Origin of the sequence: Sheuella amnicola, from assembly GCF_010499255.1 — a bacterium.
GTDB classification, from domain to species: domain Bacteria; phylum Pseudomonadota; class Gammaproteobacteria; order Burkholderiales; family Burkholderiaceae_B; genus Zwartia; species Zwartia amnicola.
The window spans coordinates 1-19,711 of sequence record NZ_JAAGRN010000012.1; the positions used below are offsets into that span (position 1 = coordinate 1).

The 19,711-nt window shown below is 47.6% G+C and carries 17 protein-coding genes and 1 pseudogene; 10 read left to right on the forward strand and 8 right to left on the reverse strand.

All coding sequences use genetic code 11. From position 1 onward, the window contains the following. Positions 1-1,378, forward strand: a 1,378-nt coding sequence (tnpC, locus tag G3I67_RS14180) for an IS66 family transposase (RefSeq protein ID WP_163656201.1), incomplete at its 5' end; no start/stop codon positions are given. 394 nt (positions 1,379-1,772) lie between these two features. Here the strand turns inward: tnpC and G3I67_RS14185 are convergent. Then, positions 1,773-2,729, reverse strand: a complete 957-nt coding sequence (locus tag G3I67_RS14185) for a TerC family protein (protein ID WP_163656202.1) — start codon at positions 2,727-2,729, stop codon at positions 1,773-1,775. Between the two features lie 328 nt (positions 2,730-3,057). Between G3I67_RS14185 and G3I67_RS14190 the strand changes: the two genes are divergently transcribed. Continuing rightward, on the forward strand, positions 3,058-3,522 hold the full coding sequence (locus tag G3I67_RS14190) for an Hsp20 family protein (RefSeq protein ID WP_163656203.1): 465 nt from the start codon (positions 3,058-3,060) through the stop codon (positions 3,520-3,522). Between the two features lie 85 nt (positions 3,523-3,607). Here G3I67_RS14190 and G3I67_RS14195 read toward each other — a convergent pair whose 3' ends face one another. Next, the gene (locus G3I67_RS14195; protein WP_163656204.1) at positions 3,608-4,102 is read right to left on the reverse strand and encodes a Dps family protein; all 495 of its coding nucleotides are present in this window, start codon (positions 4,100-4,102) and stop codon (positions 3,608-3,610) included. Between the two features lie 338 nt (positions 4,103-4,440). Between G3I67_RS14195 and G3I67_RS14200 the strand changes: the two genes are divergently transcribed. Next, positions 4,441-5,649, forward strand: a complete 1,209-nt coding sequence (locus G3I67_RS14200; protein WP_163656205.1) for a CaiB/BaiF CoA transferase family protein — start codon at positions 4,441-4,443, stop codon at positions 5,647-5,649. On the opposite strand, the gene G3I67_RS14205 is transcribed toward G3I67_RS14200, so the two are convergent. After that, a complete protein-coding gene (locus G3I67_RS14205) occupies positions 5,650-6,159 on the reverse strand; it encodes a GNAT family N-acetyltransferase (RefSeq protein ID WP_163656206.1) in 510 nt (169 codons plus the stop codon). Between the two features lie 159 nt (positions 6,160-6,318). Here G3I67_RS14205 and G3I67_RS14210 point away from each other — a divergent pair, with 159 nt between their 5' ends. The 3 genes from G3I67_RS14210 (at position 6,319) to G3I67_RS14220 (ending at position 10,221) form a co-directional block, all read left to right on the forward strand. Then, entirely contained in the window at positions 6,319-8,529 is a 2,211-nt protein-coding gene (locus G3I67_RS14210; RefSeq protein WP_163656207.1) for an O-linked N-acetylglucosamine transferase, SPINDLY family protein, read from the forward strand. A gap of 212 nt (positions 8,530-8,741) precedes the next feature. Then, entirely contained in the window at positions 8,742-9,662 is a 921-nt protein-coding gene (locus G3I67_RS14215) for a hypothetical protein (protein ID WP_163656208.1), read from the forward strand. A 1-nt stretch (position 9,663) separates the two neighbouring features. Beyond that, positions 9,664-10,221: a DUF2889 domain-containing protein gene (locus G3I67_RS14220; RefSeq protein WP_311197134.1), complete on the forward strand. Its 558-nt coding sequence runs from the start codon at positions 9,664-9,666 to the stop codon at positions 10,219-10,221. On the opposite strand, the gene G3I67_RS14225 is transcribed toward G3I67_RS14220, so the two are convergent. Next, on the reverse strand, positions 10,218-11,135 hold the full coding sequence (locus G3I67_RS14225; RefSeq protein ID WP_235931952.1) for a 1-phosphofructokinase family hexose kinase: 918 nt from the start codon (positions 11,133-11,135) through the stop codon (positions 10,218-10,220). The genes G3I67_RS14220 and G3I67_RS14225 overlap by 4 nt on opposite strands. Before the next feature lie 29 nt (positions 11,136-11,164). Then, a complete protein-coding gene (locus G3I67_RS14230; RefSeq protein WP_311197135.1) occupies positions 11,165-12,025 on the reverse strand; it encodes an LOG family protein in 861 nt (286 codons plus the stop codon). A 129-nt stretch (positions 12,026-12,154) separates the two neighbouring features. On the opposite strand from G3I67_RS14230, the gene G3I67_RS14235 reads away from it, so the two are divergent. Further along, positions 12,155-13,012, forward strand: coding sequence for a fumarylacetoacetate hydrolase family protein (locus G3I67_RS14235; RefSeq protein ID WP_163656210.1), 858 nt, complete (start codon positions 12,155-12,157; stop codon positions 13,010-13,012). Here the strand turns inward: G3I67_RS14235 and G3I67_RS14240 are convergent, their stop codons facing one another. Continuing rightward, complete coding sequence (locus G3I67_RS14240; protein ID WP_163656211.1) at positions 13,013-13,531, reverse strand: hemerythrin domain-containing protein; 519 nt, start codon at positions 13,529-13,531, stop codon at positions 13,013-13,015. Continuing rightward, positions 13,524-14,210 (reverse strand): iron-sulfur cluster repair protein YtfE, encoded by a 687-nt coding sequence (gene ytfE, locus G3I67_RS14245; RefSeq protein WP_163656212.1) that lies wholly within the window; start codon positions 14,208-14,210, stop codon positions 13,524-13,526. Before ytfE ends, G3I67_RS14240 begins: the two co-directional genes overlap by 8 nt. A gap of 179 nt (positions 14,211-14,389) precedes the next feature. On the opposite strand from ytfE, the gene norR reads away from it, so the two are divergent. Further along, complete coding sequence (gene norR / locus G3I67_RS14250; protein ID WP_163656213.1) at positions 14,390-15,994, forward strand: nitric oxide reductase transcriptional regulator NorR; 1,605 nt, start codon at positions 14,390-14,392, stop codon at positions 15,992-15,994. A gap of 9 nt (positions 15,995-16,003) precedes the next feature. Here norR and ribA read toward each other — a convergent pair whose 3' ends face one another. Next, complete coding sequence (gene ribA, locus G3I67_RS14255) at positions 16,004-17,083, reverse strand: GTP cyclohydrolase II (protein ID WP_163656214.1); 1,080 nt, start codon at positions 17,081-17,083, stop codon at positions 16,004-16,006. A 138-nt stretch (positions 17,084-17,221) separates the two neighbouring features. Here ribA and G3I67_RS14260 point away from each other — a divergent pair, with 138 nt between their 5' ends. Together G3I67_RS14260 and G3I67_RS14265 are read left to right on the forward strand one after the other, a co-directional pair. Beyond that, a complete protein-coding gene (locus G3I67_RS14260; protein ID WP_163656215.1) occupies positions 17,222-17,839 on the forward strand; it encodes an ABC transporter ATP-binding protein in 618 nt (205 codons plus the stop codon). 152 nt (positions 17,840-17,991) lie between these two features. Beyond that, positions 17,992-19,704: pseudogene (locus tag G3I67_RS14265) on the forward strand (ribonucleoside triphosphate reductase); the annotation flags it as partial. Between the last annotated feature and the right edge of the window lie 7 nt (positions 19,705-19,711).

The following is a 19,711-nucleotide window of genomic DNA, read 5'->3' on the forward strand; positions in this document are numbered from 1 at the left end:
CATGTTGTTTGGTCAGAAGTCCGAGAAACTGATTGCCCAAGTCAATCAACTTGAGCTGGAAATTGAAGAGTTAGAAATCAATCAAGGCATCCGAGCATCAATAATCGAGACCAAAGCTGATGCCCCAAGTGTCGCTCCCACTCGTCGCCCGTTACCTGAGCATCTGCCCCGCGATATTCAGGAGCATTTACCTGCCGATGCCGCATGCCCTGATTGTGGTGGCGACTGGAAAAAGATTGGCGAAGATGTCAGTGAGGTTCTAGAGCATATCCCCGCTAGCTATCGCGTGATTCGCCATGTTCGTCCACGCATGGCCTGTGCATGCTGCGATCGGATGGCGCAAGCGCCTGCGCCGAGTCGCCCGATTGCACGTAGCTACTTTGGGCCAGGCTTGATTGGTCACATGATTATTGCAAAGTATATGGATCATCAACCCATCTACCGGCAATGTCAGCAAGCTGCGCGAGAAGGTGTGGAGTTGAGCGAAAGTACTGTTTGTGACGTGATCGGTGGGGCGCATCAACTGCTGCGCCCATTAATGAATGCATTACAACGATATGTCTTTGCCTCGCCCAAGCTACATGCGGATGACACGCCGATCGATGTGTTGGCTCCAGGCAATGGCAAGACTAAGCAGGGGCGACTCTGGGTGTACACGAGTGACAATCGCCCTGCGGGTGAAACTCAGGCACCAGCGGTTTGGTTTCGCTACTCGCCTGATCGCAAAGGCATTCACCCGCAAACTCACCTGAAAGATTACAGCGGCATTCTGCAGGCGGATGCTTATGCCGGTTACAACGCAGTTTATGAGACTGGTCAGGTGATTGAAGCAGGCTGTTGGGCACATGCCAGACGTAAGTTCTATGACATACACGTCACTCGGCCGACACCGATTACCACTCATGTTCTGGCACAAATTGCAGAGCTTTACAAAATAGAATCCGGCATTCGTGGCAGTCCAATCCACCGAAGACGAGAAATCCGACAGGAGCAATCCAAACCGATTGTCACCGCGCTATTTGCCTGGCTGACTGAACAGATCTCGACAATCTCGCGTAAATCCGTGACTGCCGATGCAATCGGCTATGCCATGAATCAAAGGCGAGCACTAGAGCGCTATCTGGAAGATGGTTTGATCGAGATCGATAACAATGCTGCAGAACGGGCATTGCGAACGGTTGCCCTTGGGCGAAAGAACTATTTGTTTCTTGGATCGGATGCGGGTGGTGAACGTGCCGCGACAATGTATAGCTTGCTTGGCACGGTCAAGCTCAACGGGTTGAATCCGGAAACTTATCTACGGCATGTGTTGTCGGTCATAGCCGATCACCCAGTCAACCGTATTGACGAATTACTGCCCTGGAATGTGAAGTTGTAATCAGCGAAGATCCAATCTTGACGTCAAGACGGTACTGACCGGACCGTTACCTTTTAACATTTTTTCACTGCGTTAAATGTTGATCTTTTTTCTGGCGCAATAAACACGTTGATTGTTTGAATGAGAAACTCGACTGGGCGAAGAAAATCTCTTCGCTATCTGCGAGAGTGATTGGAGCTCTCGAGCAAATCATGGAGAGGCGAGGCAAGCCGTTGCGATTCGTTGTGATAATCAGTCAGTAGTCTTTTTCTATTTAATTGCTGTGACATTCGTACCACCAGCGTTATATCTTTTGTATGCCATAGATATAAATGGTGTTCACAACAAATTTTATTGTGAACTTTTGATTTCAGCTTGCGGTTTTCGCGCGGCTCGGCCTCACTTAGGGCTAGGGTTATTGACTGCTCTCTTTAGGTTTAGTCATAAGACTAGCGACCATTGATATGGCAAGAATGATTCCAACAACTGACAGTGAGATTCCCACAGGGATCTTGATCCAGTCAACGATTAGCATCTTTGTGCCAACGAACACGAGAATCACGCCCAGGCCATAAGTCAGCAAATGGAAGCGATCTTTCAGATCGGCAAGCAGAAAATACATTGCGCGTAAACCAAGAATGGCGAAAATATTCGAAGTCATCACGATAAACGGATCCTCTGTAATTGCAAAAATTGCAGGGATACTGTCGACTGCAAAAACCACGTCGGTAATACCGATTAGAATCATGACGACAAACAATGGCGTGTAAAACCTTACGCCCTGACGAATCACCCAGAATTTTTCACCATCAAAATCTGATGTCAAATTCATGTGCCCACGCATCCATTTCAGAATGGGGTTCTTCTCCAGGTCAGAATGAGCGCCGGCAAATATAAGCATTTTGATGCCTGTCACCAATAGGAAGGCACCGAAAAGATAAAGCACCCAGTGAAATTCTTTGATTAGCCAAGCACCAACCAAAATCATGGCCGCTCGCAAAATAATTGCCCCGATCACGCCTAGAATCAACACCCGCTTTTGCAATTCTGCAGGGACGGCAAAATAGGTAAACAACATCAGAAAAACGAAGATATTGTCTACCGCGAGGGATTTTTCAATCAGGTAGCCGGTAAAAAATTGCGCTGCTTTTGCATTCGCGACTTCACGACCGGCCTGCCCATCGAGGTACCACCATAATATGGCGTTGAAAAGCAGGGCAAGACCAACCCATAAAGCTGACCACCTGAGTGCTTGTCCAATTGAGACACGATTGTCTCCCTTTTTTTGCAGAACAAGCAAATCGACTGCACAAGCAATCACGACAACCACAGCAAAGCTTGCCCACATCCACCAACTACCAATTGATTCCATGTTGACTCTCCGAAACGTGAACTAGATAGCAAAATAGCTAACGACGAATCGAAGGTCTTGCCGCAATCTTTTGCAAAGACTGCTTACCTGACCGGAGCGATGCTTTAGACATCGCTCGTATTGGCGGCCTGAGGTGCTTAGGCTACTCCCCTTCAAGTGGAATTAGATTATCACGTGTACGAGTAAGAGCTATTAAAACCACATCGAAACTACTGGTATTTTTGGTCGGAATTCTTGAAATTTCAAAAGCGAACCCTTAAATAATGCATACCTGGATGCCTACGGGGTCCGGTTCAAAGTGAACTTGCTTACATTTAAGGAGAAAACGATGTCTTACCCATTTGGTAGAAACGTATTATTGAGTTCTGTTGGTTTTGATCGCTTGATTAATGCGATGGAAGAAATGAGCTCGGGTGAAACGCTAAGCAAAGCTCAAAGCTATCCGCCCTATAACATCATTAAAAAGAATGAACGAGACTATGCCATTGAGATTGCTGTGGCAGGGTTCAAGAGTAATGAAATTGATATCACCTCTGAGGGCAACAAGCTAACTGTTGTCGGCAAAGCCAAAACCGAGCAGGCAGGCGAATATTTGCACAAGGGAATCGCTAATAGAGACTTTAGCCACGACTTCACTTTGGCCGAAACTGTCATTGTTCGTTCCGCTGATATTGAGGATGGTCTTCTTATTATCAAACTTGAGAATGTTATTCCGGAAGAGAAGTTGCCTCGTAAGATTCTCATTGGAGGAAATGCGAAGCTTGTCATTGAGCAGGATAGGGAAGCTGCCTAAGCAGATAGGTTGGCTAGGCGGGTGTCTAGCCAACCTCTTTTCGAATTTACTAGCGGATTGTGTTGCACATGTTAAGACCACAGAATTATTCTTCCAGCAAACTTCTCAGCATCCAGGCAGTTTTTTCATGTACGTCTATACGCTGAGTCAATACATCCGCGGTGGGCTGGTCATTGGACGCATCGACCACTGGGAATAATTTGCGCGCAGTCTTAGCAGTCGCTTCCTGTGCTTTAACTAGATGCCTAATCATATCTTCAGCTTTAGGAACACCATTGACTTCTTTTATTGACGCTCGCTTAATGAATTCACTGTATGTTCCCGGAGCCGGGTAGCCCAAAGCTCGAATTCTTTCAGCAATCACATCCAGTGCAGCCCACTGTTCAGTGTATTGGGTCATAAACATCGTGTGCAACGTATTGAATTGAGGACCCTTTACATTCCAGTGAAAATTATGAGTCATCATGTAAAGCGTATAGCTGTCAGCAAGAAGATTTGATAGGCCTTCAGCAATTTTTTCTCGATTTGACTCCGATATGCCAATATCGATACTAATGCGTTTCGATTTTTTGCTAGTCATAGATTTCTCCTGATTTGCCATTAGGTCAATTAAGCAACAGCAGCTTTTCTGGAAGCATGGCTGAATTTTTAATGTCAGCGAGTGCGATGAATTATTGTCGAGCGAATCGATATATGACTCAAGACAATTTAATTTATTTTGCTGATAGAAAACTTCAATGTTCTTAAAATTCAAATTATTTTCAATCAGAATTACCCCTCCAATTTCTATCAAAAATTAAACAATGCCTCTAGATAGGAAAAAGCAATCATTAACATGTTTACGGGCTTAAAGTAGCAACTTCCATTTTGGAATAAGATTCAAATTAATAAGCTAATTTGAATTTAAAACGGGGAAACATGATGTTGCCGCTTGAAGGGTTAAAAGTCTTGGATCTGAGTCATGCGCTTGCAGGACCATTTTGCTCGACTATGCTGGCCGATTACGGTGCCGAAGTGATCAAAATCGAGCCGCCCGGCTCGGGGGATATCGCGCGAGCCTGGGGTACAAAACTGCCGGGAGGTGAAACCGATTATTTTGTCGGTTTGCATCGCAACAAAAAGGGCATTGTTCTTGATTTAAAAAATCCTGAAGGAAAAGAGACCTTCCTGAAGATGGTTGAACGGTGCGATGTGGTTCTGGAGAATTTCCGGGCTGGAACGCTTGAGCGACTGGGGCTGGATTACAAAGTCGCTCGCGAACGCAATCCAGGAATCATTTACTGTTCGATTTCCGGCTTTGGTCAAGATGGTCCGTATAGAGATCGACCTGCACTGGATTTGATCCTTCAGGCCGAGAGCGGCATGATTAGTGCAACCGGAGAAATCGGTGGGCGGGGCGCACGTGCCGGCGTATCAGTTGCGGATTTGACCGCAGGGATGAATGCCGCCTTTTCTATCATGGTTGCTTTGCGGGTAAAGGACGCGACAGGGTTCGGACAGTCGATAGACGTGTCGATGCTTGAGGGGCAGTTGCCACTACTTGGCGTCATGATCGGCAGCTATTTCGCAACTGGTGAAATACCGGGACCGATGGGCACTGCTTATAAAGCCTTACTGCCGTATCAAACCTTTCAAACGCAGACGCAAGATCTTGCTCTGGCGGTTGGCAGCGAAAAACTTTGGCGCGAGTTTTGTCCGGCGATTGGTTGCCCTGAATTGACTGATGATCCGAAATTTCGCACTAACAGTGACCGAAACCAAAATCGTAAGGAGTTGATCGATAAACTTCAGGCGGTGTTTTTGACCGACACTTATCAGGCATGGGAAGAGCGGTTGGTCAATGCGGGTATTCCGGTTGGAGCAATCAATAACATCGCACAAGTCGTGGAGCATCCTCAAGTCAAAGCGCGAGGCGCGATCGTCGAAATGGATCACCCCAAGGCGGGCAAAGTCAAAGTGGTTGGAGTACCCGTACGGTTTTCTGAAACCCCTGGTGCCGTTAGAACGCCATCGCCCTCGCTCGGGGAGCACACCGAGGATGTTCTGAAAGATTTGCTGGGTATGGATGAACAGCAAATCGACGCGTTGCGACAGGCGGGTGGGTTGGGTAAAACGACAACGTCGTAATTATTCTGCCGGTCGGTCGTTGAGTTTGAGTTGCAAAAAGGCGAGATCAAGCCAGCGCCCGAACTTGATACCGACTTCCGGCATCAAGCCTGTTTTGATGAAACCAAGCTTTTCATGCAGGGCGATGGAGGACTCGTTGCCGGCCTCGATCCCGGCAACCATCACGTGTTTGCCTAAAGCCCGCGCGCGTTCGATAAGCTCAACCAGCAACGTTTTGCCTGCACCTGCGCCCCGGAAATCCTTGTGAACATACACGGAATTTTCGACAGTGCGGCGATAACCCTCAAATGCGCGCCAGTCACCAAAGCTGGAATAGCCGATGACTCGATTCATTTCATTGACGGCGACAAGAACAGGATAGCCGAGTGCTTGCCTATCTTGTATCCATTTGACCCTATTGGCAGTATCGACGGTGACATCATTCCAAATGGCTGTTGTATGTAATACCGCATCGTTATAAATTTCTCTGATGGCTTCGGCATCACTGGGCAATGCATCGCGAATTATCATGGTCGTAGTTGGCTATGTTGAGATCAAGGTATCGGACTTTGTCCAAATGTACACCAATCGTATATTCAGTTGGTTTAGTCCTTTTGATGCACTATGCACACACATAGTGCAAGAGGCTTAAAATGCGTTCAATAATATAGATTTGAGACGATCACTCATATGGCTAAGCAACCCAAGCCACCTAGTCCTCACGCGTTGTCCAAGTTTAAGGAAGGCCTTGCACATCACCAACAAGGAAGACTTCAGCAGGCCGAGGCGTTATATCTTGCGGCTCATCGACTCGATAAGGAGTTTGCAGACGCGTTGCATCACTTAGGAATCATCGCGTTACAAACTAATCGGCTGAATGATGCGATCGGGTTGATTAGACAGTCGATAAAACTCGATCCGTCTGATCCAGGCGCCTACAACAATCTGGGTATGGCATTAGAGGATACGCGCCAACCAGTGCTGGCTCTTGAAGCCTATGGCAATGCTTTGCATTTAAACCCCGATCATATCGAGGCGCTATTGAATCGCGGCAATGTATTGCAGACCCTAAATCGGTGGGATCAGGCGCTCGGTGATTACGACCGAATCATTAAGCTTGCTCCCAATTATCCGGATGCATACAACAACCGTGGAAATGTTCTGCGTGCCTTGGGGCGTCATCGTGAGGCAATCATTAGTTTTGACCGCGCGATTGCATTAAATCCGGGATATGTTCAAGCGTTCAATAACAAAGGTATTGCCCTCAAAGATCTCAATCAATTGCACGAGGCATTGAATTGTTATGATCGGGCATTAAGCATGCAGCCCAATTATTCCGATGCATTGAGTAACCGCGCGATTGCCTTGAAAGAGCTTGGGCAACCCGATCGGGCATTGCAAGATTTTGATCGCGCGATTGCCCTTAACCCCGTTAATGCGCAAGCATATGCAAACCGTGGCGGGTTGTTTCAGGAGTTGGGTAAAAACGATCTGGCACTCAGGGATTATCAAAAGGCCTTAGATTTGGATTCAACGCTTTTGCCGCTATACGGAAAGCGGTTGCACGTCCAAATGTTGTTGTGTGATTGGACTGATTTCGATTCGCGCAGGGATCAAATCACATCACTTTTGATGGGTGGCGAGCCTGCGGCAGATCCTTTCACGACGTTAACATTTGTCGATTCTCTTCTTGTTCAAAAAGCATCCGCCCAGCTTGCCATCAAGTTGCATGCACCCGAAAATAAAAAATTAGGTTTGATTAAGCGAGATAAGTTCGGATTGAAAATACGACTTGGATATTTTTCAGCCGATTTTCGTGATCATCCTGTTGCATATCTGATGGCCGAATTATTTGAAAAGCACGATAAAAGCCGGTTCGAGTTGTTCGCATTCTCTTTGGGACGTCCGACTCAAGACGTCATGCGACAGCGGATCGCATCGGCATTCGACCATTTTATCGAAGTGGGTTCAAAGTCTGATGAAGATATCGCTAAGCTTGCGCGATCACATGGAATAGATATCGCCATTGATCTGGGAGGCTTCACCATGGGGAATCGGATCGGTGTATTCGCCTACCGAACAGCGCCCGTGCAAGTGCAATATATTGGATATCTCGGCACGATGGGCGCACCCTATATTGATTACATATTGGCGGATCGGGAACTGATACCCGAGGCGAACCAGAATGGATATGTCGAAAAAATCGCTTATCTGCCCAGCTATCAGGCGAACGATTCGCTACGCCAAATTTCGGAGAGGATTTTTAGCCGAAAAGAGCTAGGATTACCGGAAGATGCTTTTGTATTCTGTTGTTTCAACAATACTTACAAAATTACCCCGGACACGTTTGATAGTTGGATGCGCATTTTATCGATAGCAACCAATAGCGTCCTTTTTTTATTCGCAAACAACGTACAGACACAAGACAATCTTAAAAAAGAAGCTAATCGGCGCGGTATTGATCCGACAAGACTTATTTTTGGGCAGCGTTTGGAACGCGATGAGTATCTTGCTAGATTTCGATGCGCGGACTTGTTTCTGGATACGTTGCCTTATAACGCCGGCACCACTGCGAGTGATGCCTTGTGGGCGGGATTGCCGGTGTTGACACTTTCCGGCGAGTCATTTGCGGCAAGGATGTGTGCAAGTGTTTTGAAGGCGATTGGTCTGCCTGAATTAATAACAAGTTCGACCTTGGAGTATGAGGCGAAAGCGATCGAGTTGGTAAAGAATCCGGAATTGTTGCAGTCGATTAAACATAAGCTTAGCGTAAACAAACATTCTACGGCTTTGTTCGACACGGGCACGTTCTGTCGAAGTCTTGAAATGGTGTATCAAACAATGCATGAAAGAAGTCGATCTGACTTGCTTCCATGTACTTTCTCCGTCAAATCTCAATGAATATTTGGCTCGTATACACCCTACGCCATACACCGAATGTAGTCTCAATATCAGATAAGATTGACGCTATCTGTTTGTAGGTCATTTCAAAAATCAAGAGTAAATAAACAATGATCGTGGTTACACTATTCGGAACGACTGCCGGCCTAGAGGTGAAGAACCTCTCTGTGGGGGCGAAGCCATCGATCGAAACGCAGGATCAGTGGCTTGCGTTGTCCGATCAGGATACGAGGCCTCAAGCCGATCATGAATTGTTTCGATTCGATCGCAGAATAATCGATGGAAAAGTGCTGACATGGATCGGCCTCTATCGAGATCTTCCGGCAGTCGATTCGAAAGAGCAGGCCGGTTATTACGGTGCCGGACTCTGGATTTACGACGCAGTCGTTCCTGGCCAACTTGTTGCCGAACTGCTTGTGAAAATGGCAGATCAGATTAAAAATCTCGCATTATCCGAAGGACGTTTCGTTAAAAAGATTGGTGACATTCTTTCTTCGGTTTCTGCTCCGGCGCAATTGATGGCGCTGCCTTCAAATACAAGACCAGTTGTTTCCGGTATATCGCCTAATGGGGAATACAAAGCGTTCCTTTCAAATCAAAAAAATCCTGTTGCAAGCTCGATAGACTGGGCTCAACGCAGTCGGACTGCCGAGATATTTAATCAGGCCTTGATTGGTAATACAGAAAAAATCTTCGCCCAGGCAAACCAAGCTGGGTTAGAGCGATTCGATTCCGTAACAAACGCAGTGGAATGGGCATATTCTATGCAGGCAGCTTTGCTTGCAAAATATGCTCAAAATATGGATTCCGACAAATTAATTACCCTGGAAAAAGAAAACGAAATTCTTAGGAGTGAATTTGAAAAGCTTCGAAAAAAACTCATTGAGCAGAATTCGATTTATGGTAAAAATCCAGGCTCTCGTCAATCAAGAAAAAATAATGGGATAAAAGGCTTTTTATTCAAAAACTGGCCTTTGCTTATTTTGATTATCGTCTTGATGGCGACAATGTCCATGTTTGCGTTACTTTGGCAAGAGGCGCACTTGAAAAATAAAGCCTATGCCAAGGAAATCACTTCCTTGATTCGTGTACAAAAAGAGTTGCGAAATCAACTCGTGGAAAAGAGAAATTAAAGTGCCATTGCCTCAAAGTGTTGATCGTGAAGAGTTGCATCAAAGACAAATCACAATGAAAGCGTACAAACGCTCCGATGGGTTGTATGACATCGAAGCGCGATTGATGGATACAAAAACGGCACCATTCTCAGCCCCTTTGTCTATGCAACCGCTTGCTCCGGGACGACCGATACATGATCTTTGGATCAGATTAGTGATTGACGACAATATGCTCGTTCATGATGCGATTGCTTCTTCTGATGCGACTCCTTTCTCGATTTGCAAGGAGGCGGGTGCAGCACTATCGTTTTTAAAGGGTGAAACGATTGGTTCCGGATGGAACAAGATTGTCAGGGACGGACTGAAGGGAGCGATCGGTTGTACGCACCTGATGGAATTGTTGTCGCCAATGGCGACCACAGCGATGCAAGCTATGTGGCCTGTCAAGCAGACTAGACCGATCAAAGTTGATGCCAATGGACGTCCGCTCAAAGTGGATAGTTGCTATGCTTATGCGGCAAAACGTGTCGTCGTCAAACAACTTTGGCCACAGCACTATACAGGCGGTCAGGATTAAAGTCTCTGGACTGTAGCCTGCGAATATAGTCTGGCGACATCTTGTGCGTTACACATCTTGCTGTGAATGTTCAGAAGAGTACCTGTTGCGCAGGCAATGCCGTATTTGAATGCGATTTCCAGGTCATGATCTTGTGTTAGTCCCCAAAGAATTCCTCCGACCATGCTGTCGCCGGCTCCAACCGTGCTGAGCGGTTTAACGGGAATGGCCGGGGCCCGCAGTGCAAAGTCCCTACCGACCATCAAGGCACCCTCTTCACCGAGCGACAATACAACCAGTTGAGTGGAGCCAGACAGAATTAAGTTGCGGGCTGCCCGCAGTCTGGACTCTTCGGATTCGAGTTTCGCGTCAATCAACTCTTCCAGTTCTTGAAGGCTGGGTTTGATCATGTAAAGTCCACCAGCTTCAATAGCTTTGGCCAATGAAATTCCGGCAGTATCGAGTACAAAATGCGATCCGATTTTTGTTGCGATTACGGATAGTTCGGCATAAAAATCGTGAGCCACGCCAGGAGGAAGGCTGCCACTGGCAACCAGAAATCGGGGTCCTTGTTTTAATTGTTTGAAGTAGCTCAGGCAATCCTTTACATCCGAATCCGAGAGTGGCTCGCCCGGCAAAATAAAGCGAAAATCTCGCCCGCTTGATGTTTCATGAACAGAAAAACATTGGCGCGTATCTATTGGCAGGGCAATCGATTCAAATCGTACACCTTCGTTGGATAATAGTTTGATCAGTCTTTGGCCGGTATAACCTCCCGAAGGAAACACCGCGCAACTTGTGCCCCCCATTTCCTTGATAACCCTAGCTACGTTGATTCCGCCACCTCCGGGTTGAAGAGTCTCCGGCGAGCATCGCAGCTTGTTCGTATCCACCACTTTTTCGACGGATGTCGACACGTCGAGTGACGGGTTCATCGTTAAGGTAATCGTATTAAACATACCGTTCAATTACCGAATTCGTACCAGTTTTGTATCGTATCCCAAGCGTCTTTGGCCGAATCGACAAAAGTGAGGATGTTGAGGTCTTCCGCATCGATCAGACCCTGGTCGACGAGCATGTCAAAACGCACGATGGTTTTCCAGTGTTCGGTTCCCACCAAAATCACCGGAAGCGGTTTCATCTTTTTGGTTTGTATCAGTGTCAGGACCTCAAATATCTCGTCAAAAGAGCCGAATCCACCGGGGTATACGACAATGGCACGCGCCCGCAGCAAAAAGTGCATCTTGCGTAGCGCAAAATAATGAAAACGAAAACAAAGCGCGGGAGTGATGTAGCGATTGGGAGTCTGCTCTCTCGGTAGGCTAATGTTCAGTCCTATCGACAAATCGCCGGTTTCGAATGCCCCCCGGTTTGCCGCCTCCATGATTCCCGGGCCACCGCCGGTGCAAATATGCAGGCGTTTTTTGGGATTGGAATGCATGAGGTTGTGCGTTGCGACCAACCTACCGAATTCCCGAGCCGATTCGTATAAGGCGCTGTTTTTAAGCGCCAGCAGTGCCTTTGCCGTGTCAGTATCGTTTTTAGCCTCGGAAATCATTTTTTCAGCCTTTTCCTGACTGACAAATCGCGCGGAGCCGAACACGACAATCATGTGATCGATATCGTTTTCACGCAAAATCAGATCCGCTTTCAGTAATTCAAGTTGAAATCTGATACCCCTAACTTCCGGGCGCTCTATGAATTCTTTGTCTTCAAAGGCAAAAACATACGATTCGCTTGCCTCTTGCATCGAATGAGGCGGCTCTGCGCGACTCAGTATTTCGGCAATTAAAGGTGCGTTATCGTTCGTGAGTTTATGTGACACGTGACTAATCCTGCCCAAAAGAATGATTCAGAAAGATAACTGGCTGTATAGCGATATTCTGTCCTAATATTCCAGAAATTCAAATTGTTAAGTTAATTAAAACGATTAATCGACGTAAAGGGGATGCAAGTGAAATTGGCCAGCTATCAGTATCAGGGACGTGTCTCCTACGGGATTGTCGTAGATGACGGCGGGGTTGTGGACTTATCTTCCCGTATAGGGACAACGTATCCGACACTGTTATCCCTGATTCAAAAGCAGGGTTGGGATGCGGCCCGGCAGATCGCCCACGAGATTGCTCGCGGTAGCCTCAATGTGGATTACAACGAGTCGGACTTGACCTATCTTCCGTTATTTCTCGAGCCTGTCACAATTCACTGTATAGGGTTGAATTACGCCGCTCACGCAGCCGAAGCAGGGCATAAGCCGCCCGAGTTTCCTCGTACATTTGTCAAAATTCCGGCCGCACTTGTCGGACATGGAGAAGCTTTCGAAAAACCAACCTTATCCCCCGAGTTCGATTTCGAGGGTGAGCTGGCGGTGGTGATTAGTCAAACAGGTCGCAATATTCCCAGGAAAAAAGCGCATGAATACATTGCTGGTTATACCTGCTTCATGGATGGATCAGTGCGTGATTATCAGTTTCAGCGCACGCTGGATCAGGGTAAAAATTTTTACAGATCAAGCTCCATCGGTCCTGCATTAGTCACGGCGGACGAGGTTGGTGATCTGGATCAATTGTCTCTTACGACCGTCGTCAGCGGCGAAACGATGCAGCATAGCAAGTTCGATAATCTGATATTTTCGGTGCCTCAACTGATTGAGTATTTGTCCGGGATTACCGAGTTGCGCGCCGGAGACGTGATCGCCACGGGCACCCCTGAAGGTGTTGGTTTTAGCCGTACGCCTCCACGATTTTTGCAGCATGGCGACGTGGTCGAAGTCATCATCGACAAGGTCGGTACGCTTCGCAACGTTGTTGATTGATCAGTGCAGATGTTTGGCACCGCGACGTTGCGCCATGCGCACACCGATCGCGCGTAATTTTGCCTGGTCCAGTAATGCAATGGCAGGGTAAATTTCGGCCTCTTCACGATCGGCGTGTTCTACGTATGCCTGGGCGAATCGATTCAGGTTTTCTGGAGTAGCAATGAACTCTTTCTGCTCGATTCGCTCCAGCCATTGGCGCACTTCTGACCATAATTTCTCAAGCTCGAAATGTTGAGCCTGCAATTGTCGAATTGACCGATCCAGCGCGAATTTATGTTCGGCATCTAAATCTTTGTGATTCAGCGCCAGTAGAGCCGGATAAACATCAAGGTCTTCATCGTCATGGTGCAGTGGTGCTGCGATATTGAAATAGCGCAACACCTTCTGTGCGGCTTGTGACGCGGCATCGTCTGCACCATGGGCAATGACATGTGCCGCGATTTTGTCGGTCAAACGCGCAAAGCGTCTGACTTTCTCATGGCAAAGCGTCAACATTTCGAGCGGATCGTCAAACATGTTCAGCCTGAGTCTTTCTTTCCATGAAGAGAATATTGTTTTCCAGGTGAATGTGTTGCATTAAATCCTCGCGCAATTGATGCAGTCCGGCATATAACGCTCTCCAAGTATTGCAAGCATCGGCAGGGGGCGTGATGTCGTTGGTCAAGGCTTCTAGTCTGGCAAGAGCCTCGCCATGCTGATCGTGTTCGAATCGCATCATCGATACCGGCGCAGGCACTTCAACCGGAGATATGCGTCTGAGCATCGGGAAAAGCACCTGCTCCTCTTTCATCATATGACTTTCGAGTTCTTGTTGCATATCTGCAAGGTGATCAGCGAGCCCATGCGGGCAGGTTGGTCGATCGCCATGCACTTGTTCGACTCGACGGGCAAGGCGTGTCAGCTCGGGCAGTTGCTCTCGATGTACATCGTGATACCGATGCAGTATATGATCGATCAAAGTATCCACCGGAACCTCGCGCCAATCACGATATTCGGCCTGACTCATTCCCGATAGTGTCGACAAGGCGTCCAGAACGGGCTTGGGGTCCTCCACTTTGCGTCTTTCCAGTGCTTCGCGCAAACTTTTACTGCCACCACAACAGAAATCCAGTTTGTACTGATGAAACACCCGCGTTGCGCCGGGAATTTCACATGCGATCGAACCAATCGTGCGGTCAAGCAATTGCGTTGTCATGATGACTCCTTTCTACTGAATATGCACATTCGTGCTGACAGCTTGTACAAAGCAATTACCGTGCCAGTTTTTAAATTATTGATAATAATGAATTTATTTTTTTATTGGTATAAAATACCCTGTAAATAATTGTATTTTTTACCCTTTACTGGGTATTTTTAACCCTACTGTTGATAAGCATGTCTGACCGTCTAAACATAGAAATTTCCATCGTTGCAGACTTGGTTGCAGATCTTCCTTATGCAATTCGAGCACAGCGCTTGGTCAATAGTATTCGCGAGTTTTTTTCGTGCGATGCGGTCGGACTACTTAAGATTGATGGAGACAGCCTGACTCCAATTGCGATGCAAGGCTTAACGCTAGAAGCACTGGGCAGACGATTTCTGATTTCCCAGCACGCTCGTTTGGCAAGCATTTTGTCGACGAGATCACCGGTTCGGTTTTTACCCGGCAATCCGTTGCCCGACCCGTATGACGGCTTGCTTGAGCATCATGCGGATCAAGCATTGCCTGTGCATGATTGCATGGGAATAAGCCTGCATCTTGAAGGACAGCTATGGGGGGCGCTCACACTGGACGCCTTTAATGGAAAAACTTTTCAGCAATCCGATCCCGATCGGCTCGCCTCTTTTGCAATTCTTATTCAGGCTGCAATGCGCGTGTCGCAACTGGAGCAGGACAATCGGCATTTGCGGTTATTGCGCGGCAATGAAAACCCGGTCGCGTCAACGGACCATGAACACATAGAAATTATTGGCCACAGCCCCGTCTTGCAAAACTTGCTTAAAGAATTGGATGTGGTCGCCGAATCCGATTTGCCGGTGTTATTGCTGGGTGAAACGGGGGTCGGCAAAGAGTTGTTTGCCCAGCGTGTCCATCGCACATCGCAAAGATGCCATCATCCTCTCATTAAGGTTAACTGCGCAGCTCTTCCCGAGTCCCTGGCAGAAAGCGAACTGTTTGGTCATGTAAAAGGTGCGTTTTCCGGTGCGACGACTGACCGTATGGGGCGCATCGAAGCTGCTCAACATGGAACGCTATTTCTGGATGAGGTCGGAGAGCTGCCATTAAGCATTCAGGCAAAATTGTTGAGGACACTTCAAAACGGCGAGATTCAACGATTGGGGGAAGACAAGCCTCGTCAGGTCAACACCAGAATCATTTCCGCCACAAATCGACAGTTGCAGGAGCAGGTGCGCCAAGGGAGTTTTCGCGCGGACCTTTACCATCGATTGTCGGTATACCCTGTTCACGTACCCGCCTTAAGGGAGCGCGGAAGTGATGTGTTGATACTGGCCGGTCGATTCCTAGAGTTAAATCGTGCCCGATTGGGAATGCGCAGCTTGAGACTTTCAGAGTCAGCTGAACGGGCGCTCTGCGAATATTCATGGCCCGGTAATGTCCGAGAGCTGGAGCATGTCATTAGTCGCGCAGCTTTGCGCACGGTGAGTCTTGGAGCCAATCGGAATGAAATCATCACGATCGGGCCGGAACTTTTAGCGCTTGAATCTACCAGCAACGATCATGATAATTTTTTGTCTTCAACGTGTTTTCATGTATCCGACTCGCAGAGCATTAGACAAGTTGAATCAACGTATCCTAGTCGCACGCAAGCAGAGCAAAAACATACTCAGTCACTACGCGAGGCAACCGAATTTTTCCAGCGTAAACAAATAAGGGAACGTTTGGAACAACATAATGGCAATTGGGCCGCGACAGCGCGAAGCCTCGAGCTAGACACAAGTAATTTACACAAGCTGGCAAAAAAACTTGGTCTGAAGTGAAAACGGGCTCTAGAACAAATGACCGCTTTTAGTTGCCTTTGTTCTCAGGTAGCCTTGATTGTGCTGATTGGATGGAAAAACATGGGGGACGCGCTCTGTGACCTCGATGCCATGGCGTTTCAGGGCATCAACCTTAAGCGGATTGTTGGTCATTAGGCGAACCTTTGAAATCCCTTGCAGCCTGAGCATCTGTGCTGCCGGCAGATAACTGCGCTCATCCGAATCGAACCCGAGTTGAAAGTTAGCGTCGACCGTATCGAATCCTGCATCCTGCAATCTATACGCACGCAACTTGTTCACTAAACCGATGCCTCTGCCTTCTTGCGCCAGATAAAGCAATATCCCGCTACCGGCTTTGGACATTTCGGCAATGGCCCCACGCAGTTGGTTTCCGCAATCACAACGCAATGAACCAAGTAAATCACCTGTGAAGCATTCGGAGTGCAGGCGAATTAGCACGGGCTTGGATATGTCAGGCTCGCCCACAACGATTGCCAAGTGCTCAATTCCACCATCCCTTGGGCGGAAGGCCAGGATCCGGGCATTTTCGGCACCTTCGAGCGGGACACGTGCTTCACTAACCAGCTCAAGCTTGTTTGCGGCCGTTTTCATGTAACTTTCGATATTTGCAACCTCAACCTCGACAATATCTCCAATGACGGTTGTTGAATCGACATCGGCGATGATTGAGGCGGGAACTAATCGGGATAGCTTTGCCAGGGTGACGCTGGCTTGTTCGATGCGTGTCGCGTCCATGACTTTGAAAGAGAATAAGTCAGGGGCAGGCGTGCGGTCAGCAAGCGGGTCAACCAAAAAATTAATCGTAGACGTATCGAATCCGAATTCAGTGCTCAAAGCAGTTGCGGAGTCGCTTTTTGATTGAAGTCCCAAAACTTTCGCGCGCGACCCCGTCATGACGAGTCGCAAATCTGCATTTGAGGCAGTGCGTTTCAAAGACTCGAGACGTTCGGGCGTTGCCATTTCTGCTGCCAACATGAGTAACGACGAATCGACAGCGCGCAACCGTACCGCGGCGCCACGACGCAACTCCGAAACGGCGCGATCTACTTGAACAAGGGAATCAGACATGGAAATCAGGACTTTTCAACAAGCCACATTGTAATGCGTAACTTTACTTAGGGCGCTCATGTTAACTTTAAGCTCGCAGGAGTCTCAATTAGGCTCAGCAATGTAGCGATTTTCGTTCAACTTCCCGTAAGAGGCATCATGTTCAAGAATATCCATATTGACAACATGACTTTCGGGTTCGGTTTCGAGCCATTATTCAAAAACTGGACAATAGAAATCCCCAGTGGGGTTGTGCTTGTCAGATGCGAAGAAAATCGCGGTAAAACCACTTTACTGCGTCTTCTAGCGGGTGAACTGAGCCCGCAGTCAGGACAGATTTATGTCAATAACACCGTTTTAAGCCAGTTAATGAGGCAGGATTCGTCAACCGTTTTTTACATCGAGCCGGCAACAGATTCGTTCGATCAGATCAAGGTAATAGACTTTTTCGAACGCTGCAAAAAGCAATATCCAAAATTAGACGCAAAGATGCTGGTTGACTTGATTCATGGCTTATCACTGACTGCCCATCAGGATAAGCCGATCTACATGCTATCGGCTGGTTCAAAACGTAAAGTATGGATTGCCGCCGCATTGGCATCTAATGCGCGAATAGCATTGATTGATGATCCCACTGCCGCACTTGATAAACCTTCGATCGAATTTCTTAAAAGCGAACTTAAGAAGCTAGCGAACGGGTCTTTGGATAAAACAATTATCGTGGCGCATTACGACACGCTTGATGGCGTTCCGTTTACTCGGTGCATTGATCTTTAGATGGATTCTCATTCGTCCAGGTTAGGGGCTTGACGAGCGTCAAGCTTTTGAAAAACACTTCATTTAAAGACGGTAAAACACAATATGTAGTGATAGAGTGCCTCAAATAACACAATATGAGGTGTTCTATGAAAATTGATTCGGATTGCGGCCGACAGACCTTGGTGGATGTCGAACATGCAATGGAAGAGTATCTTGAACTACGGGACTGGCGGATTCAGGCAAATGCAAATCAGGGCTACAGCCTGGGTGGTTTGATCCTGAACGTGGCAGGTAAGGTCACGGCCAACTATTGGCTATCCCATGTGTTTTCACCTCAGGCGGGACATGCGCATCGAAATGGAGACATTCATATTCATGACTTGGATATGTTTGCCGGTTATTGCGCAGGTTGGTCTTTACGCCAGTTGTTGATAGAGGGGTTTAACGGCGTGCCCGGTAAGGTTGAGGCAACCCCGGCCAAGCACATGTCGGCGGCAGTCGGGCAGGTTGTCAATTTTTTAGGTACGTTGCAAAACGAATGGGCGGGTGCTCAAGCCTTTAGTTCATTCGATACGTATATGGCACCGTTTGTGCGCCAAGATCGCATGAGTTACGAGCAAGTCCGACAATGCATGCAGGAGATGGTCTACAACCTGAATGTGCCAAGTCGTTGGGGAACACAAACGCCGTTTACGAATCTCACATTCGATTGGACATGTCCGGATGATTTGAAAGAGCAGGTTCCGTATATCGGCGGCAAGGAAATGCCATTTTGCTATGGCGAGCTACAAACCGAAATGGATATGATCAATCGGGCATATATCGACGTGATGATGAGCGGCGATGCGAATGGTCGGGCCTTCACGTTTCCGATACCCACCTACAACATCACTTATGACTTTGAATGGGATAGCCCCAATGCCGATCTGTTGTTCGAAATGACGGCCAAATACGGACCTCCGTATTTTCAGAATTTTTTGAATTCGGATCTCCAGCCTCACATGGTTCGATCCATGTGCTGTCGCTTACAGCTCGATCTGAGAGAGTTGCTCAAAAGAGGCAATGGTCTTTTCGGGTCGGCCGAGCAGACCGGAAGTATTGGCGTGGTGACGATCAACTGTGCAAGGCTGGGATATTTATATGCTCAAGATGAGCCCGGCTTACTGAATCGACTTTTGGAATTGCTTGATTTGGGTCGGGATGTATTAGAGATGAAAAGAAAGGTCGTACAGGAATATATCGATAAAGGTTTATATCCCTATACAAAACGATATCTGGGCACCCTTAGAAATCATTTCAGTACATTGGGCGTAAATGGATTGAACGAAATGATCAGAAATTTTTCGCTTGATCATTTCGATATTACGACTCCTCAGGGCCAGGCGATGGCGGAGAGAATACTTGATCATGTGCGCAGCCGAATAACGTTATTTCAGGAGCAGACCGGTCATATGTATAACCTGGAGGCTACTCCGGCTGAAGGCACAACATATCGATTTGCACGAGAGGATCGCAAACGCTGGCCCGACATTATTCAGGCCGGCACCGAAGATGAACCTTATTACACGAATTCAAGTCAGTTACCTGCCGGGTTTACGGATGATCCATTCGAAGCATTGACTCTGCAAGAGAGATTGCAATCCAAATACACAGGCGGGACAGTTTTGCATCTTTACATGAATGAGGCAGTTTCATCTGCCGTTGCATGCAAGCAGTTGGTTCGTCGCGCGCTTTCCAGCTTCAGGCTTCCTTATCTGACAGTCACGCCGACCTTTTCGATATGTCCTAGGCATGGTTATTTATCGGGACATCATGAGTTTTGTCCAAAATGCGATGCAGCCTTGCTGGCAAAGCAAGCAGAACAATTTGAAGCTGTAGTTTGAATATTAT

What these genes read in the sequence shown, in the direction of transcription:
- G3I67_RS14260 (WP_163656215.1), top strand. Translation starts at nt 17,222, where the DNA reads ATGTTCAAGAATATCCATATTGACAACATGACTTTCGGGTTCGGTTTC.
- G3I67_RS14205 (WP_163656206.1), bottom strand. Translation starts at nt 6,159, where the DNA reads ATGATAATTCGCGATGCATTGCCCAGTGATGCCGAAGCCATCAGAGAA.
- norR (WP_163656213.1), top strand. Translation starts at nt 14,390, where the DNA reads ATGTCTGACCGTCTAAACATAGAAATTTCCATCGTTGCAGACTTGGTT.
- G3I67_RS14240 (WP_163656211.1), bottom strand. Translation starts at nt 13,531, where the DNA reads ATGTTTGACGATCCGCTCGAAATGTTGACGCTTTGCCATGAGAAAGTC.
- G3I67_RS14200 (WP_163656205.1), top strand. Translation starts at nt 4,441, where the DNA reads ATGATGTTGCCGCTTGAAGGGTTAAAAGTCTTGGATCTGAGTCATGCG.
- G3I67_RS14185 (WP_163656202.1), bottom strand. Translation starts at nt 2,729, where the DNA reads ATGGAATCAATTGGTAGTTGGTGGATGTGGGCAAGCTTTGCTGTGGTT.
- ytfE (WP_163656212.1), bottom strand. Translation starts at nt 14,210, where the DNA reads ATGACAACGCAATTGCTTGACCGCACGATTGGTTCGATCGCATGTGAA.
- G3I67_RS14190 (WP_163656203.1), top strand. Translation starts at nt 3,058, where the DNA reads ATGTCTTACCCATTTGGTAGAAACGTATTATTGAGTTCTGTTGGTTTT.
- ribA (WP_163656214.1), bottom strand. Translation starts at nt 17,083, where the DNA reads ATGTCTGATTCCCTTGTTCAAGTAGATCGCGCCGTTTCGGAGTTGCGT.
- G3I67_RS14195 (WP_163656204.1), bottom strand. Translation starts at nt 4,102, where the DNA reads ATGACTAGCAAAAAATCGAAACGCATTAGTATCGATATTGGCATATCG.
- G3I67_RS14210 (WP_163656207.1), top strand. Translation starts at nt 6,319, where the DNA reads ATGGCTAAGCAACCCAAGCCACCTAGTCCTCACGCGTTGTCCAAGTTT.
- G3I67_RS14225 (WP_235931952.1), bottom strand. Translation starts at nt 11,135, where the DNA reads ATGAACCCGTCACTCGACGTGTCGACATCCGTCGAAAAAGTGGTGGAT.